The sequence below is a fragment of the Costertonia aggregata genome, assembly GCF_013402795.1.
Lineage (GTDB): Bacteria > Bacteroidota > Bacteroidia > Flavobacteriales > Flavobacteriaceae > Costertonia > Costertonia aggregata.
In genome coordinates this window covers 75,200-92,500 of sequence record NZ_CP058595.1, presented here as the reverse complement: position 1 = coordinate 92,500, position 17,301 = coordinate 75,200, and the positions used below count along the sequence as shown (strand labels likewise).

The following is a 17,301-nucleotide window of genomic DNA, read 5'->3' as shown; positions in this document are numbered from 1 at the left end:
TTCGATAATTATAATGGCATTTTCAACAGATGTATTTTCTATGGGCTCAAAAAAATTATTCGTTAGAGAAAATTTAATTTCAACAGGGATAAAATCCTCACTCTCATTCACCCTTAAAATTCCATCCACAACAAGCCTTGGTGGTTCTGAAGGTGTGTCAATATCGATCACATCTTCGCATCCAAAAAAAAGCAAGCTTAAAAAGAATATTTTAATTAGTTTTCTCATTACCTAAAATTTAAAGTTATAAGTAACTGCAGGTACCACACCAAAAATGGAAGTTCTTACCGCTTCATTATTACCCGTATCTTGATTTTGTCTAAAGTTTATAGAAGCAGCGTTTCTTCTATTGTACAGATTGTATACACTAAAAATCCATTCCCCTTTCCAATTTCTATTGATATTTTTTCGAGGTGTAAGTGTAGCGGATATATCTATTCTATGGTATGCAGGGAGCCTCTCTTGGTTTCGCAAACCGAAATATGGAACAACCAAGCCTTGAAATTCGAACTGGCCGACGGGATAGTTGGTGGGCTGACCGGTTTGATAAACAAAGTTTGAGTTAAAACTCCATTTCTTGTTCAATTCATAACTAGCGAACAATGAAACGTCATGTGTTTTATCATAAGGGGTATTGTACCACTGGCCTAGGTTTATTCCTGTCTCCATATTAGAGCGACCGTTATCGGTAAAAGGTTCGCGACCTGGCGTTCTTTGTTCAGATTTTGAAAGTGTATAGGCTAACCATCCTTTGAACTTACCTTCATTTTTCCTAAATAGAATTTCCAAACCATAAGCTCTTGCCTCACCATTTAGTATTACTTGTTCTATTGCATTATTGGCTATAAGGTTTGCACCATCTATATAATCTATACGATTTTGAATATCCTTATAAAATACCTCAGTTTCAAATGAGTAATCCCTGTCATTGATATTTTTAAAGTACCCCAGTGCATATTGATCCAATAATTGGGGTTTCACAAAGGGGCCACTAGGGGTCCAAACGTCCAACGGAGTAGGGGAGTTGGTGTTTGAAAGTAAATGTAAATATTGTGCCAACCTGGTGTAACTTGCTTTGAACGAATTATTTTCATTGAAACTATAGGCAACGGAAAATCTAGGTTCAAAATTCGTGAAGCTCGCCAATTGTTCACTTCTGCTGGAATTTATTTTGCCGATAATCGGAGCTTCTTGGTAGACTAAGGAAAATGGATTGAACAAGACCGGATTGTCATTTAAATAAACGTTGATTTCATCTTGTCCCAAACGTATAAAATGACTCAAACGTAAACCATATTGAAAGCTTAACTTTTCACTTAAAGTATGTTCAAAATCAACATAAACGGCTGTTTCATTGGCATATTTTTTTATGAGTTGCTCTTCTACAATGCCAGAATCGGGACCATTTGGCTTAATTCTTCCGGGATTGAAGCTATAATAGATATTGTTTAAACCATAATTGATTTGAAGGTTATCGTTCAAATAATGTTTTAGGTCGTATTTAAGGTTAAAATTTTGTATGCCAGAATTCCATTTAAAGCCTACAAAATCAAGTTCCAAACCATAAAAATAATCTGAATAAATTAATGAAAGATTGGAAAATAACCTATCGGAAAATAAATGGTTCCATCTAAAATTACCTACGGCATTCCCGTATATATTTTCAAAACTCTCGGATATGCTAAACACATCCCTGCCAAAATATCCGGATAGAAAAATGTTATTCTTATCGTTTATCCTATAATTGAACTTAGTATTTAAATCGTAGAAATAGGCTTTATTTTCTATATCGAATAGTGGTAGAAATAAGTGCGCATATGAAGCCCTTCCTCCTATGAGAAAGGCAGCTTTGTCTTTTATTACGGGACCTTCAACCAATAGTCGGCTCGCAACGGCACCTATACCGCCATTGACCTTTATTTCTTTACTATTACCTTCTTTTTGAAAAATCTCCAGGACCGAAGATACCCTACCACCATAGCGTGCCGGGATACCACCTTTGTATAGCTTCACATCTTTTATCGCATCCGGATTAAAAACCGAAAAGAAGCCAAAAAGGTGCGATGAATTGAATATTGTAGCTTCATCCAGTAATATGAGGTTTTGGTCTACGGCACCACCACGTACGTTAAAACCAGATGACCCCTCTCCTGCATTGGTAACACCGGGAAGAAGGACCAATGATTTTATGACATCTGCTTCCCCCAGTACTACGGGAATTTGCTTAATGGTCTGTACCGATACGGTATTGACACTCATTTGAGGCTTTCGAATGCTTAATTTTTCCACATTTTCGGTTACTTCTACCTCTTCTAATTGCTCGGCTTCTTCAAATAGTTTGAAATCGATTTTTAAATTTTCGGATAAGACTATATTTTGAACAATATCCTGAAATCCTAAATAGCTTACCTGTATATTGTAGTTTCCCTCGGGCAGCGTGATGGAGTAAAACCCATATTCATTTGTTGTGACTCCTGTTCTTAATTCAGGTACGGCAATGGTAACGCCTATTAATGTCTCGTTGCTCGATGCTTCGGTAATAGTTCCGCTAAGTGTATATTTTTGTTGTGCAAAAGTTAAGGAACCTAAGAAAAGAAAAAATATATAGGTTAGCTTGGTAGGCAATCTCATGTATGCATTTTTTATAAATATAGATAGAAATGACAGTCCTATAAAATACTTAACACTTATTTAAAATCAACGAAGGCCATACTTTTGGTATGGCCTTCGTTGATTGTATTCTTATTCATTACATGTTTTGAAGTATAGTATTAAAACTTTCACTAGGCCTCATGGCTTTAGCGATTTTTTCCACATTGGGTTTATAATAACCGCCAATGTCCTGGGGATTGCCTTGTGCATTATTCATTTCGGATAGTATGGTTTCCTGTTGTTGCATCAATTTGTCAAAAACCCCTGAGAATTTTAATCTAAGCTCTTCATCTTTATTTTGTTTTGATAGGGCTTCGGCCCAATATAGGGTTAGATAAAAATGACTTCCCCTATTATCCAATTCATTTACTTTTCTTGACGGAGATCTATCATTCTCCAAAAATTTTTCAGTAGCAATATCCAGAGTGTCGGCCAGTACTTGGGCTTTATCATTTTTATTTTTTTCCGCATAGTGTTCCAAAGAAACCCCCAAGGCCAAAAATTCTCCTAGAGAATCCCAACGTAAATGGCCTTCTTCCAGGAATTGTTCGACGTGTTTTGGCGCAGAGCCCCCAGCTCCTGTTTCAAAAAGCCCTCCACCGTTCATTAATGGCACTATAGATAGCATTTTTGCACTGGTACCTACTTCAAGAATAGGGAATAAATCGGTCAGATAATCACGAAGAACATTTCCGGATACAGAAATTGTATCTTCTCCGTTTTTGAGTCTTTTTAATGTGTATTTTGTCGCTTCAATCGGGGATAATATTTTAATATCCAATCCAGACACATCATAATCCGACAGATAGGTATTGACTTTTTTGATAAGCTCAATATCATGTGCTCTATTCTCGTCTAACCAGAAAATCGCCGGCATTTTTGTTGCCTTTGCCCGGGTCACCGCTAATTTTACCCAATCACGAATGGGGCCGTCTTTTACTTGGCACATTCTCCAAATATCTCCTTTTTCTACGGTATGGTAAATTAGATTTTTACCGGTATTTACATCAATCACATGTACCGTACCTTTTGCTTTTACTTCAAAAGTTTTGTCGTGAGAACCGTATTCCTCTGCTTTTTGCGCCATAAGACCAACGTTTGGTACTGTACCCATGGTCGTAGGATCAAATGCACCGTGCTCTTTGCAAAAATTTATTGTAGCACTATAAATACCGGCATAACTACTATCGGGTATAACGGCTTTTGTGTCTTGTGCTTTTCCGTCGGCATTCCACATTTGTCCTGAATTACGGATCATTGCCGGCATAGAAGCATCAATAATGATATCACTTGGCACATGCAGGTTCGTAATGCCACGGTCCGAATTTACCATGGCCAAATCCGGTCCGCTCTCAAGGGTACTTTCAATAGCATTTTCAATTTCGACCTGTAGATCCCTTGGTAGCTCTTTTAATTTGTTAAAGAGGTTTTCCAAACCGTCATTGGCGCTTATCCCAACTTCCTCAAAAGTATCGCTGTATTTTGAAAATACTTTTGAAAAAAAGGATTCGACCGCATGACCAAAGATAATTGGGTCGGAAACTTTCATCATTGTAGCCTTTAGGTGGAGTGAAAATAAGACTCCTTTTTCCTTGGCATCTACAATTTGCTCTTTTAAGAAATTAATCAATGCGCTTTTGCACATTACGGTAGCATCAATAATTTCTCCTGCCATTAAGGGAATTTTTTCTTTAAGAACCGTGTGCTCCCCGTTTTCATCAATTAATTCTATTCTAACTTCGGTCGGCGTATCAATTGTAAGTGATTTTTCATTGGATTTAAAATCACCATGGTTCATTGTGGCAACATGTGTTTTTGAATCCGAGCTCCAAGCCCCCATGCTATGCGGGTTCTTTTTTGCGTAGTTTTTTATGGGTTTAGGTGCACGCCTATCTGAATTACCCTCTCTTAAAACAGGATTTACGGCGCTACCTTTTATTTTATCATATCTGGATTTTATATTTTTTTTGTTTTCGTCAGCTGCCTCGTCCGGATAATCAGGTAAGTTATATCCTTTTTTCTGTAGCTCGGTAATGGCCTCTTTCAATTGTGGAATTGAGGCACTTATGTTGGGTAATTTAATAATATTGGCCTCTGGGGTTTTTGCCAATTCGCCCAAAAAAGAAAGATCGTCCGAAACCCTTTGGCCTTCTTCTAAGAATTCTGGAAAAACAGCTAATATTCTAGCGGCCAGAGATATATCTTTGGTCTCTATATTGATATCCGATGTTTTTGCGAACGCTTTTACAATCGGCAAGAACGATTGAGTGGCCAATGCTGGGGCCTCATCGGTTTTTGTGTAAATTATTTTTGGCATATATAATTGTATTTTTGAGCGGTGCAAATATACAATTTTAAATAAGCTGTTTTAGGTGATGCTAGTGAAACTTTGGAAGTATTTGGAAGATGTAAACAGAGTGGAATACAATAAAACAAAAGCCATATCATTGTAATATACATTGATATGGCTTTTTAGAAATAGCTTACAGACTTTTTGTTCTGTATTTGATACAAAACGGCAACCATTGATTGCACCTGCGTTGCTAAATCAACGTTTGAAACATCACGTGTCCTTAATTTTTGAACCAAGCGACTATGGTGTTTCTTTTTGTTGTCCTTGATAAGGCAATCTCAGATTTACCTAAATAAATTTGATGTATTGTTTATCAGAAAAGAAATCTAAGTTTTAAAACTCACAGCTCTAATCAAACTGATTTGAATTGATATCATATTGCTATGAAATCAATCAAATTAAAAAGACAACAACATAAAGAACGTAAACTTTATCATAATTTAATGATAATCAATGCGGATTATCCCTTTAAATCATACTCTAATTTACTATTTAAGTTCTGTAAATCCAAATATCATAACGAATTTGTAATCAACATGTTATGAACTTAGGTTATTAACAATTGTGCATAAAAAAACATCCCGTTGATATCGGGATGTTTTTCATATACTATTGTAGGGTTGTTAACCTCGTACTTCTTTGATTCTAGCTTTCTTACCGGTAAGACCTCTAAAGTAGAAAATACGTGCCCTACGTACCTTACCTTTTTTATTGATTTCTATTTTTTGTAGCGCCGGCATATTTACAGGGAATATACGCTCTACACCAACGGTACCTGACATTTTTCTGATTGTAAAAGTTTCGGTAGCGCCCGAGCCTCTTCGTTGTATCACTACACCCCTAAAAAACTGGGTTCGTGTTTTTTCACCTTCCTTAATTTCATAATAAACCGTAATGGTGTCTCCCGATGAAAAGTTGGGAAATTCTTTTTTTGGTACGAATTCGCTCTCCACGAATTTTATTAATGATTCCATTCTACATTAATATTAAATGTTTGTAAAAACCAACGTTCACGTACTTCGTCAGAGGTTAGTTTAAATCGACTGCAAAAATAAATAATAATTACGAAGCAGCAAGGTATAAATATGATTTTTTTGAATGCTATGTAGATACTCTTTTTGTCGATTTTACAATGAAGAGCAACAATCCCACTGCAAACAGGATGTATGTTATTGCAGATATGATAGAATTCATGCTCGTAGCCTTCACTATTTGTTCGGGACTTACCGTGCCAGCGTAATACACTAAAATAAAACCTGCGATATCACTTATAATCATCGACACCGCACCTAAAAACAAGAGGATACTGCCTAAGTTCTTCATTTTGTACAAAGCGATTATAACGGCTATCAATATGATTATTTTACCAATGTAAAACAAGATACCACCTGTTATGTTCAAAATGGGAAGTTCTTCCATAAGTTACTTATTCAATAGGTCTGGCCTTAGTTTTTCGGTTCTTTTTATTGCTTCGTCTTCTCTCCATTTTTCAATTTTTGGAAAATTTCCGCTCAGCAAGACCTCGGGAACTTTCATGCCTTTGTATTCTGCAGGTCTGGTATATACCGGTGGTGCCAAAAGATTGTCTTGAAAGGTATCGGTCAAGGCAGAAGTTTCATTGTTCAATACTCCAGGAATCAATCGTATAATGGTATCGCATAGTACGGCAGCCCCTAATTCCCCGCCGGACAAAACGTAATCCCCAATCGATATTTCCTTGGTAATAAAAGCGTCCCTAACACGTTGGTCGACACCTTTATAATGTCCGCATAAAATGATAAGGTTTCCTTTTATAGATAAGTTGTTCGCTATTTTTTGGTTAAGGGTAATGCCATCTGGGGTCATGTAGATGACTTCATCATATTCCCTTTGGGTCTTTAAGCTGGTAATGCACTTATCAATGGGTTCTATCATCAATACCATTCCCGCACCACCTCCAAATTGATAATCGTCTACTTGGTTATAAGTTTTATCGGTGTAATCCCGTAAGTTGTGAAAGTGTATCTCTACAATTCCCTTTTCTATGGCCCTTTTTAATATGGAAGCTTCGAACGGACTTTTTAATAGTTCGGGTAAAACAGTAATAATATCAATACGCATAGAATAACATGTATACGAGTTAAATCGCCACTCAATCAAAATGGCTCCAAAAGTAATGAAAACAATGCGAATCTCTTTTCCAACCTAACTTTTCATACAGCTTTTGTGCGGGATTGTCAATCGCGGTTTCCAATGCCAAGCCTTTGCAATTGGTATTTTCACAATGTACTTTGGCACTGTTTAGCAATGCTGCGCCTATACCTTTATTTCTATGATTGGCATCAACAAATAAATCATTCAAAATATAAAAGGGTTGTAGTGAAACAGAGGAAAAAGTACTATATAATTGTATAAACCCACATGGGACATCATCAAAAAGTGCCAGAAAAATAACCGATTCTCCCTTTGTTATTCGTTCGTTAAGAAACATTTTGGCCGCTTCTTTATCGGGTTTTTGTTTGTAGAAAACCCTGTAACTATCAAACAGCGGAACTATGAGCTCTATATGTTCATCTGTAGCTTGTAGTATTTTGATCATACCTTGATTAAAAAAAGCTCCGTAGGGGAGCTTTTTATTTATTTTGATTTTCTGTATTTGTTTATTTCGTCCTGTAGTTCTCGACTAATCTTTTGCTCTCGCTCCAATGCCCGCCTTCTGTGGTTTTCATATTCCACCTCCAAATCCGAAAGAGCGGTTTTGGCTTCTTGTGTGAGAATATTACTGTTTCTGAATTTATAAATGAACAATAACAATAATAGGAGAAGGGCCCCTATTACTGTCCATAAAATAAAGTTATAGGTTGCTTTGGAGACCAACATCCCCAGAAAGGACATGCTGTCTTTCTCTTCCGTGACATTGGTCAAGTTGTTCGTAGTTTCGCTTAATTTACTGTTTAGGGAAGCTATTGTTGCTTCATTTTTGGATATGGTCGCTTTTAATTCAGCAGCTTTTATGTTGGCAGCATTTATACTGTCCAATACATTTTTGCGAAGCTTGTCCAAGCTCAAGACCCGTACTACTTCATATCTTTTACCATCTTGCCTGTAATTACCGGATTTTTTGGAGATGTACTCAAACTGACTGCTTATAGGGCCCTTATCTAGGGATAAATCATCGTCATTTTGAGAATCGTCCTGGGCATACTGTAGGTTAAACGCCAAAAGCGATAGTGTAAAGAGTAGTGTTCTTAAACCTTTCATTTACTTGTTTCTTAATATTAATACTGATTTTAGGGGGCGACTAAAGTACTTCAAATACATCAATTTTAAAAAAAAGATTAATAATAAGTGAACCTACGCACTTTTGAAATGTACTTGGCCAAGCGTATCACTTGATGTGAATATCCATACTCATTGTCATACCATATATATAATACGATATTTTTACCATCTTTGGATACCAATGTTGCGGTACTATCATAAATTGATGGAGCAGAAGTTCCTACAATATCGGTTGAGACCAGTTCATTGCTTAGCGAATATTTTACTTGCTCTACCAAGTCTCCCTCTAAGGCATATTTTTTTACAATGGTATTAATAGCCTCTTTGGAAGTCTTATTCTTTACCTCTAAATTTAAAATGGCCAAAGAACCGTTAGGCACCGGTACTCTAATGGCATTTGACGTTAGTTTGTCCTTTAGGGAAGGTAAGGCTTTTGCTACCGCTGTTCCCGCTCCCGTTTCGGTTATTACCATATTTAATGCGGCAGCTCTTCCCCTGCGGTATTTGCTATGCATATTATCGACCAAATTTTGGTCGTTGGTATAGGCATGTATGGTTTCAAGATGTCCTTTTTTGATTCCGAGCGAATCTTCGATGATTTTTAATATGGGAGTAATCGCATTGGTCGTACAAGAGGCTGCGGAGAAGATTTTAGTAGTATCTGGATTAAATTCGTTTTGGTTTACCCCGTGTACTATGTTAGGAATTTCCTTTCCTGGTGCCGTCAATAAAACTCTGTTGGCCCCCTTTGATTTTAAATGTCGTTCCAAAGCTTTTTTTTCCCTAAAGGCTCCTGTATTGTCAATCACCAATGCATTGTAGATACCGTATTTAGTGTAATCAATATCTTCTGGTTTATCTGCTGTAACAATGTGCACAGTGGTACCATTTATAATCAAGGCCTTATTTTCAAAATCTGTATTGACCGTTCCCAGGAACTGGCCGTGCACAGAATCTGTTCTTAATAGGGCCGCCCTCTTTTCCAAGACTTCTTCAGTGAGGCTGCCTCTTGTAACAATGGCACGTAACCGCATTTGATTGCCTTTGCCCGTTTTGGCCATAAGTTCTCGGGTCAAAATTCTTCCTATTCTTCCAAAGCCATACAGGACTACATCTTTGGGTTTTATCTCTTCAGATGTATCGGCGTCTTTCAATTTATCGATAACAAATGCCTTTACGTTGTTATAATCGGTATTATCTGAATGATATTCATAGGTAAGCTTACCAATATCCAATTTTGATGGCGGTAACTTTATGTCATTTATGGCTCTTAAAATTTCTACCGAATCAAAAATGGAAATAGGCTTTTGAACGAATTCCCCAGCATATTCATGAAGGTTGATAATGTCACTAACATTTTTGTCGATAATTTGATTTTTGAACAAAACAACTTCAATGGATTTATCGTACCATAGATCACTGATCAGTTTAATAAATTCCGTTGTTGCTTTACGTCTGTCCGCTTGAAAGGCCAACTCTTTTTCGTAAGATTTAATGGTGCTCATTGTTTATGTATTGGTGTAATTTTTTGCAAAATTATATATTTCAAACGTTTTCGCCCAAAATTGTGATAAATAAAAAAAGCACCTTTTTAAAGGTGCTTTTATGAATTAGCAATTGTGTTTTATTATTGAAAAATCAATCGTTCTTTTTCTCCTTTTTCGTTTTGAAGGCTTATGATCGTCCTTCCATATTTAGAGATACCGCCAAATAATGTTCTTGCCTCTTGAATATCGTTTATTTCCTCATCGTCAACAGCTATCAATATTTTGTCTTTGAGACCATAGCCTCTATATCTCTCGGGTACGCCGATAATTTTGACGCCTTTATCTACTTTGAATCTTTTTTTGTCTTTTTCGGAAAGGTTTTTGACCTCTAGCCCCATTACCGGAACAACTATGGTTTGGCGCTTTTTAAGGGTTACGGGTACTTCAATCAAATCGCTGTCCCTTTTTAGGGTCAAAAGAACTTCGTCTCCTGGACGTTTGGTTGAAATATATCCTGTCAAATCTGCGAACTTCCTCACCTTTTGGTCATCAATTTGTTTAATAATATCACCTCTTTGAATTTTGGCATCATAAGCTCCCGAGTCCTCATTGACCCCATCAACGTATACCCCATCAATTTCGTTGTAACCATTTTCTATGGCGTATTTTGTGTTTAATCGAGGGGACTCTATACCCAAAATTCCTTTCTGCACGTTGCCGTACTCCATGATATCATCAACTACCTTTTTGGCGATATTGCTAGGAACGGCAAAAGAGTATCCCACATAAGAGCCCGTTTGCGAGGTGATTGCTGTGTTGATACCAATAAGGTCGCCATTGGTGTTCACCAATGCACCACCGCTGTTACCGGGATTTACCGCGGCATCCGTTTGAATAAAAGATTGATTTTTACCTAAATCCCGTGCTTTCGCACTAACTATGCCGGCAGTGACCGTTGATGTTAGATTGAACGGATTTCCCACTGCGAGTACCCATTCCCCAATTTTTGCATTATCCGAATCCCCGAAAGCCAAGTATGGCAACCTGTCCTCGGCTTCTACTTTTATAAGGGCAATATCAGAATTTGGGTCGGTCCCAATCAATTCGGCATCATAGGTTTTGTTGTTGTTAAGCGTTACTTGTAATTGATTGGCATTTACAATTACGTGATTATTGGTTACAATATAGCCGTCTGGAGAAATAATGACTCCTGAACCTGTGCCTACCTGGGGTATTTCGCGACCGTTAGAACCATAAAAGAATTCCATTATATTGGTCGGAGCTTTGCTTACGGTAACATTTTTGACGTGCACCACGGCATTTACGGTATTTTCAGCCGCTATGGTAAAATCTACCTCATTGATTCCCGACCCCTTTGCCGATGTTGGTGTGTAACTTGTTGTTGTAAACGATGTTTTGCCATCATCGGAGACTATCGCATAATCTGGTTTCTCCAAAAACAATTTGTAAGCTCCCAAAGTTATTGAACCGGCAAAAACGGCAACCAACAAAAGACTTCCTATTTTTTTCATATGTATTGTAATTTTCTTTTCATTTATATCTTAAAATTAAAGCATTTTCCATGCCATTTTAAGGCTTTAACGATTTTTTAAGTACTAAAAAAACCTTAACTAATCCTATCTTTGAAATTCAAACTATTCAATGATACTTACTTTTTATAAATATCAAGGTACGGGAAACGATTTTGTGCTTGTCGATAACAGAAAATTTACTTTTCCCAAAGAAAATATCAATTTGGTGGCATCGTTATGTGACCGAAAATTCGGTATTGGTGCTGACGGATTGATTTTATTGGAAAATGACGAAATGTCAGATTTCAAAATGATATACTATAATTCTGATGGGAATCAGAGCAGTATGTGTGGTAACGGGGGGCGATGTATCGTTGCTTTTGCAAATTTTTTAGGTATAATGGATAAGGCTACCAGTTTCACTGCAATCGATGGCATCCATAAAGCTACAATTGATAAAAATACTGTAAGTCTTCAAATGCAAGACGTTTCGGAAATACACGAACTGGAAAAACATTGTTTTTTGGATACCGGGTCGCCGCATCACGTGCAATTGGTCAACAATCTGGATGCTTTTGAAGTAGCCAAAGAAGGGAAACGCATACGTTATGGGCTTTATGGCAAAAAGGGTAGTAATATTAATTTTGTACAGAAATCTGAAAACGGCACTTTTACCGTAAGAACCTATGAAAGAGGAGTGGAGAATGAAACCCTTTCCTGTGGTACAGGTGTAACGGCGGTGGCTCTGGCCATGTATCGTTCTAAACTGACCAACACTAATAAAGTACAGGTCAAAACACTGGGTGGCGATTTAGAGGTGTCTTTTGAACCCCATGGCACAGGATTTAAAAATATATGTCTTACTGGTCCAGCGAGGCAAGTATTCAAAGGGGAGATAACATGTTGACATTAAAAGGTGATACTATTTTTTTGCGAGCTTTAGAACCAGGTGATCTTAACTTTTTATATGAGTTGGAGAATGACCCATCTATTTGGGAGATAAGCAATACCATTACTCCCTATTCTAAAAAAGTTTTAAAGTCGTATCTGGAAAACGCCCACAGGGATATTTACGATGTAAAACAGCTACGACTTTGTATTTGTACCAAAACGGACAATACAGTCATCGGATTGATTGATTTATTCGATTTTGACCCAAAAAACCATAGAGCGGGACTGGGTTTGATCATTTCTAATCCAAACAACAGGAACAAAGGTGTAGGAGCAGAAGCTATTTCCTTGGTCTGCGACTATGCTTTCAGCAGCCTGCAATTAAAACAGGTTTATGCCAATATTTTGATGGATAATAATGCCAGCATTCATTTATTTGAAAAAATGGGATTTGAAAAAGTAGGTTTCAAGAAAGATTGGATTTTCTTTAATGGCACGTATAAGACCGAAATACTATACCAAAAAATAAAAAACTGATGTATATCAAAAAGATTTTATGGATTATCGCCATTGCGGGCCTATTGGCAGGCGGATTTTTTGCTTATATGGTTTACACCGCAATTTTCACGCCCAATACAAAATTCAATAATGCCGAAGCATTTGTATATGTAGCTTCTGATGCCAGTTTTTCCGAAGTAAAAACAAATTTGGAGCCCTTATTGAAAGATATGGAGTCGTTTGAAGCGGTCGCTAAAAGAAAAGGCTACACCTCTAACATTAAAGCGGGTAAATACCGTATTGGTAAAGGAATGAACAATAACGAAATTGTTAATTCCCTGCGCAGTGGAAATATTCCGGTAAAAGTATCATTCAATAATCAAGAGACTCTCGCCATGCTGGCGGGAAGAATAGCGGTACAGATAGAACCGGACAGTATATCACTTCTAAACGCTTTTAATGATACGGCCTTTTTACATGAGAACAATTTCTCTGATGCTACAAAATTGGCCATGTACATTCCCAACAGTTATGAATTCTTTTGGAACACCTCGCCAAAACAATTTAGAGCTAGAATGTTGAAGGAATATAATCGATTTTGGAACCGAGAACGTTTAAAAAAAGCCGAAGCACTGAACTTAAAGCCTGCCGAAGTCGTTACTTTGGCATCAATCGTTCATAAAGAATCGGCAAAAGTAGATGAACGGCCAAGAGTTGCCGGGGTTTATTTAAACCGTCTGCGCCAAGGAATCCTATTACAGGCAGATCCTACGGTGATCTATGCGTTAAAACTACATTCGGGAGATTTTGATCAAGTGATAAAACGTGTATTGTATAAAGATCTGGAACTTGATTCGCCATACAATACCTATAAATATGCCGGTCTACCTCCTGGCCCCATTGCCATGCCGGATATATCTGCCATAGATGCGGTTCTGAATCCTGAAAAACACGAGTACTTGTACTTTGTGGCAAATGTTGAAAGGTTTGGGTACCATAAATTTGCAAAAACACTCGCGCAGCACAACCGAAATAAGGTACAATACATCCGGTGGATCAATCAGCAAAATATCAACCGCTAGGCCATTAATCCCAATTTTAAGACATGTTAACTAAAAATGTATTCTTTTAACATAGCCTTAGAAAAGAACCATATAATCCAATTTATATTTGCCGAGTGAAATTTAAGCAGGTCATTTTACGATCGTAAGTCTTAAGAAAACAAATATATGAGAAAGTGGATAAGAGTATTCTGTCCTCTTATCATGATATTTATTTTGGCCAGTTACGGATTTAAAATCGCAACCAAAGAAGTTGTAGTACCGGAAGGTCTAAAAGTAAATGAACCTACTGAAGTTTTGTTCCCCAAAAACAGAACTAATGCTAAGAAAGTTACTGTAGTAACCATGCCGCCATTTTTAGGAACTTCCTTTGTTGGTTTTAAAGAGGCGTTGGCGTTCAAAGAATCCCAGGGGGATTATTTCACGACCAATACGTTGGGTTACTTAGGAAAGTACCAATTCGGTATTGGAACCTTACAGCTCATGGGCGTTTACAATGCCACAAGATTCCTAAATGACCCTGCTTTGCAGGAAGAGGTTTTTCAAACGAACATCGCCAGAAACAAATGGATTCTGAGAAAGGATATCCCTAAGTTTGTCGGTAAGCGCATTAACGGTGTTGAAGTTACCGAATCGGGGATATTGGCAGCAGCCCATTTGTCGGGCGCGGGTAATGTAAAAAAATACCTTAGAACTTATGGTAGATTTGACGTAAGCGATGCATACGGTACAAATATCAGAAAATACATAAGAAAATTTTCGGGATTTGACGTTTCGTTTATCGAGGCCCAAAAGAATCCCAAACTATAGGAACAGTCAAAACTTTATTTCCTTTGTGGAAATCAGATTATGAAGATGGAATCGCCCCGATATTATAGTATTGGGGCTTTTTTATGCCTGTATTATAAAAATAGCGGGCCTTTTGTGTAACGAAACGGTAATTTTTTTCCAATCCGTAATCGATCTAGTGCGTATATATTCCGTAGGTAACGTTATATCACAGGCAACACAAAGTTGGGTTGTGCCGGAGAGTGTACGCGTTAGTTCTTGTAATAGTTTGTCGTTTCTGTAAGGGGTTTCTATAAAAATCTGGGATTGTCCGTTTTCCCTCGATAATTTTTCCAGACCCTTGATTCTTCCCTTTCGTTCTGAATTGTCAATAGGTAAATAGCCGTTAAAGGCAAAACTTTGTCCGTTAAGACCACTTGCCATTTGTGCCAGCACTATTGATGACGGCCCGACCAGGGGAACGACCCGGATATTCTTCTCATGTGCAATGTTAACAACATCAGCACCAGGATCTGCGATTCCAGGGCAACCCGCTTCAGAGAGAATACCAACATCATAACCCTCTAAGCATGGATTTAAAAAAGTGGGTATAACTTCTGGTTCGGTAAATTTGTTCAACAATTGTATCTGTAAAGAGGGTTGGGATTTTTTTGAGCTTACTTTTTTGATGAAATGCCGAGCTGTTTTTTCGTTTTCAACAATGTAATGATCAATTTCCTCAATGGCCCGTTTTATTGATATAGGCAGTACCTCAAAAGGGGCACTGTCCCCAAGGGTACTGGGAATAAGATAAAGTTTACCTTTTTTGGTGGCGTCGGCATCCATTTTATCTGGTTTTTGGGTCTAGTTTTTCGGCAATAATCGTACAAGCCTTCTCCAACATATGGTATACATTTTCAAAACCACTATCGGCATCGTGGTATGGGTCCGGAACTTCAATAAACCCTAAATCGCTTTCCTGTAATATTAATTTGACCTTTTCAAGGTCTTCTTTGCTGCTGGCCTTGGCGGTAATATGGGTATAATTACTTTTATCCATAGCGTAGATGATATCAAATTTTTTAAAGTCATCTACCGTAAATATACGGCAGCGTTGTTTTGTAATGTCTATCCCATATCTATGGCCTACCGAAATAGAGCGTGGATCTGGCGGGTCGCCGATATGATACCCACCGGTACCGGCAGAATCTACAAATACTTTTGTTGGGTCTACCTTGCTTTTCAGAATACCTTCGGCCAATGGTGACCTACATATATTTCCTAGGCACACCATTAAGACTTTGGTTTTCATAAAAAATCAAGAGAATTTTTTGGTAAGGTCTTCTATGTACTTTCTGAACTGTTTATCGGTTTCAGCGAGGTTGTCCACGGTTTTACAAGCATGTAGTACGGTTGCATGGTCTCTTTTTCCAATTTGTGATCCTATACTTGCCAATGAAGCCTTTGTGAATTTTTTGGCAAAGAACATGGCCAGTTGCCTTGCTTGTACAATATGTCTTTTACGTGTCTTTGATTGTAAGGTGGCGACATCCATTTCAAAATAATCGGAAACAACTTTTTGGATGTAATCTATCGAGACCTCTCGTTTTGTGTTCTTTACGAATTTTTCCACAACTTGTTGTGCAAGTTCTAGCGTAACCTCTTTCTTGTTGAACGATGATTGGGCGATGAGGGAAATGATGGCACCTTCTAATTCACGAATATTGGTTTTGATATGTTTTGCCACATAATCTATAATGTCATCGGGCATTTCTACGCCGTCGCGATACAACTTGTTTTTAAGGATTGAGATACGTGTTTCGTAATCTGGATTCTGTAGTTCTGCGGACAAGCCCCATTTGAACCTCGACAACAACCGCTGTTCAATATCCTGCATGTCGACCGGTGCCTTGTCAGAAGTTAAGATGACCTGTTTCCCATTTTGATGTAAATGATTGAAAATATGGAAAAATACGTCTTGTGTTCCTGATTTCCCGGAAAGAAATTGTACGTCGTCAATAATGAGAACATCTATCAATTGATAAAAATGAATGAAATCATTTCTCGTGTTCTTCTTAACGGACTCGATGTATTGTTGCGTAAACTTTTCGGCAGATATATAAAGTACTGTTCGCTCAGGATATTTGTCCTTTATTTCCACGCCAATGGCATGTGCCAAATGTGTTTTTCCCAATCCCACACCCCCAAAAACCAACAAAGGGTTGAATGAAGTGCCACCAGGTTTATTGGCTACGGCCATACCTGCTGAACGGGCCAGCCTGTTGGAATCTCCTTCAAGAAAGTTGTCAAAATTATAATTGGGGTTTAATTGGGACTCAATTTTTATATTTCGAATACCCGGAATCACGAAAGGATTCTTTAATTCGGGATTTTTGGATTTGATGGGAACGTCCATTTCCTGTGAATTCATACTGCCCCTATTAGCACTGGGAATTTTCTCAGTGAACGGTTCTTTGTTTCCATAGGTGTTTTCCATGCGTATGATGTACACCAATTTGGCAGTTTCGCCAAGCTCCTTTGTCAATGCAACTTTTAAGAGCTTTACATAATGCTCTTCTAGCCATTCATAAAAAAATTTGCTGGGCACTTGAATGCTCAGGGCGTTTTCGGAAAGCTTTATCGGCTTAATGGGTTCAAACCAAGTTTTGAATGCCTGCGGTTGGATATTATCTTGGATAAAGGCCAAACAGTTGTTCCATACGGACGTAGCAGTAACACTCATTTTTAAACTTTGTCTTATTTTGCGGTTAGCGATTTGTTTAGTTGGTCGAAAACTG

The 17,301-nt window shown here is 37.7% G+C and carries 17 protein-coding genes (1 of these 17 running past the window's edge); 4 read left to right on the top strand and 13 right to left on the bottom strand.

Features of this window, described 5'->3' with window-relative positions:
- The 10 genes from HYG79_RS00455 to HYG79_RS00410 form a co-directional block, all read right to left on the bottom strand.
- Window positions 1-228: the start of a DUF4249 family protein gene (locus HYG79_RS00455; protein ID WP_179240220.1), read on the bottom strand. 666 nt of this gene lie to the left of the window's left edge; the window shows 228 of its 894 coding nt (coding positions 1-228); its start codon is at window positions 226-228; the stop codon falls past the left edge of the window.
- 3 nt (window positions 229-231) lie between these two features.
- Complete coding sequence (locus HYG79_RS00450) at window positions 232-2,631, bottom strand: TonB-dependent receptor (RefSeq protein WP_179240219.1); 2,400 nt, start codon at window positions 2,629-2,631, stop codon at window positions 232-234.
- 118 nt (window positions 2,632-2,749) lie between these two features.
- Window positions 2,750-4,969, bottom strand: coding sequence for an NADP-dependent isocitrate dehydrogenase (locus HYG79_RS00445; protein ID WP_179240218.1), 2,220 nt, complete (start codon window positions 4,967-4,969; stop codon window positions 2,750-2,752).
- 659 nt (window positions 4,970-5,628) lie between these two features.
- Complete coding sequence (gene rplS / locus HYG79_RS00440; protein ID WP_179240217.1) at window positions 5,629-5,979, bottom strand: 50S ribosomal protein L19; 351 nt, start codon at window positions 5,977-5,979, stop codon at window positions 5,629-5,631.
- A 127-nt stretch (window positions 5,980-6,106) separates the two neighbouring features.
- Complete coding sequence (locus HYG79_RS00435; RefSeq protein ID WP_179240216.1) at window positions 6,107-6,424, bottom strand: hypothetical protein; 318 nt, start codon at window positions 6,422-6,424, stop codon at window positions 6,107-6,109.
- Window positions 6,425-6,427: 3 nt separating this feature from the next.
- Entirely contained in the window at window positions 6,428-7,105 is a 678-nt protein-coding gene (trmD, locus tag HYG79_RS00430; RefSeq protein WP_179240215.1) for a tRNA (guanosine(37)-N1)-methyltransferase TrmD, read from the bottom strand.
- A 31-nt stretch (window positions 7,106-7,136) separates the two neighbouring features.
- Complete coding sequence (locus HYG79_RS00425) at window positions 7,137-7,583, bottom strand: GNAT family N-acetyltransferase (RefSeq protein WP_179240214.1); 447 nt, start codon at window positions 7,581-7,583, stop codon at window positions 7,137-7,139.
- 38 nt (window positions 7,584-7,621) lie between these two features.
- Complete coding sequence (locus HYG79_RS00420; RefSeq protein ID WP_179240213.1) at window positions 7,622-8,245, bottom strand: tRNA (guanine-N1)-methyltransferase; 624 nt, start codon at window positions 8,243-8,245, stop codon at window positions 7,622-7,624.
- Window positions 8,246-8,322: 77 nt separating this feature from the next.
- Entirely contained in the window at window positions 8,323-9,771 is a 1,449-nt protein-coding gene (locus HYG79_RS00415) for a glyceraldehyde-3-phosphate dehydrogenase (RefSeq protein WP_179240212.1), read from the bottom strand.
- 122 nt (window positions 9,772-9,893) lie between these two features.
- Window positions 9,894-11,285, bottom strand: coding sequence for a S1C family serine protease (locus HYG79_RS00410; protein WP_179240211.1), 1,392 nt, complete (start codon window positions 11,283-11,285; stop codon window positions 9,894-9,896).
- Between the two features lie 130 nt (window positions 11,286-11,415).
- On the opposite strand from HYG79_RS00410, the gene dapF reads away from it, so the two are divergent.
- The 4 genes from dapF (at window position 11,416) to HYG79_RS00390 (ending at window position 14,545) form a co-directional block, all read left to right on the top strand.
- Window positions 11,416-12,192, top strand: a complete 777-nt coding sequence (dapF, locus tag HYG79_RS00405) for a diaminopimelate epimerase (protein ID WP_179240210.1) — start codon at window positions 11,416-11,418, stop codon at window positions 12,190-12,192.
- Window positions 12,186-12,713, top strand: a complete 528-nt coding sequence (locus tag HYG79_RS00400; protein ID WP_179240209.1) for a GNAT family N-acetyltransferase — start codon at window positions 12,186-12,188, stop codon at window positions 12,711-12,713. The genes dapF and HYG79_RS00400 overlap by 7 nt, the downstream gene beginning before the upstream one ends.
- Window positions 12,713-13,756, top strand: a complete 1,044-nt coding sequence (gene mltG / locus HYG79_RS00395; protein ID WP_179240208.1) for an endolytic transglycosylase MltG — start codon at window positions 12,713-12,715, stop codon at window positions 13,754-13,756. Before HYG79_RS00400 ends, mltG begins: the two co-directional genes overlap by 1 nt.
- Window positions 13,757-13,903: 147 nt before the next feature.
- Window positions 13,904-14,545, top strand: coding sequence for a hypothetical protein (locus HYG79_RS00390; protein WP_179240207.1), 642 nt, complete (start codon window positions 13,904-13,906; stop codon window positions 14,543-14,545).
- Window positions 14,546-14,626: 81 nt separating this feature from the next.
- Here the strand turns inward: HYG79_RS00390 and HYG79_RS00385 are convergent, their stop codons facing one another.
- The 3 genes from HYG79_RS00385 to dnaA are packed head-to-tail and all read right to left on the bottom strand — an operon-like array spanning window position 14,627 to window position 17,246.
- Window positions 14,627-15,349, bottom strand: a complete 723-nt coding sequence (locus HYG79_RS00385) for an SAM-dependent methyltransferase (RefSeq protein ID WP_179240206.1) — start codon at window positions 15,347-15,349, stop codon at window positions 14,627-14,629.
- Between the two features lies 1 nt (window position 15,350).
- On the bottom strand, window positions 15,351-15,815 hold the full coding sequence (locus tag HYG79_RS00380; protein ID WP_179240205.1) for a low molecular weight protein-tyrosine-phosphatase: 465 nt from the start codon (window positions 15,813-15,815) through the stop codon (window positions 15,351-15,353).
- A gap of 6 nt (window positions 15,816-15,821) precedes the next feature.
- The gene (dnaA, locus tag HYG79_RS00375; protein WP_179240204.1) at window positions 15,822-17,246 is read right to left on the bottom strand and encodes a chromosomal replication initiator protein DnaA; all 1,425 of its coding nucleotides are present in this window, start codon (window positions 17,244-17,246) and stop codon (window positions 15,822-15,824) included.
- Between the last annotated feature and the right edge of the window lie 55 nt (window positions 17,247-17,301).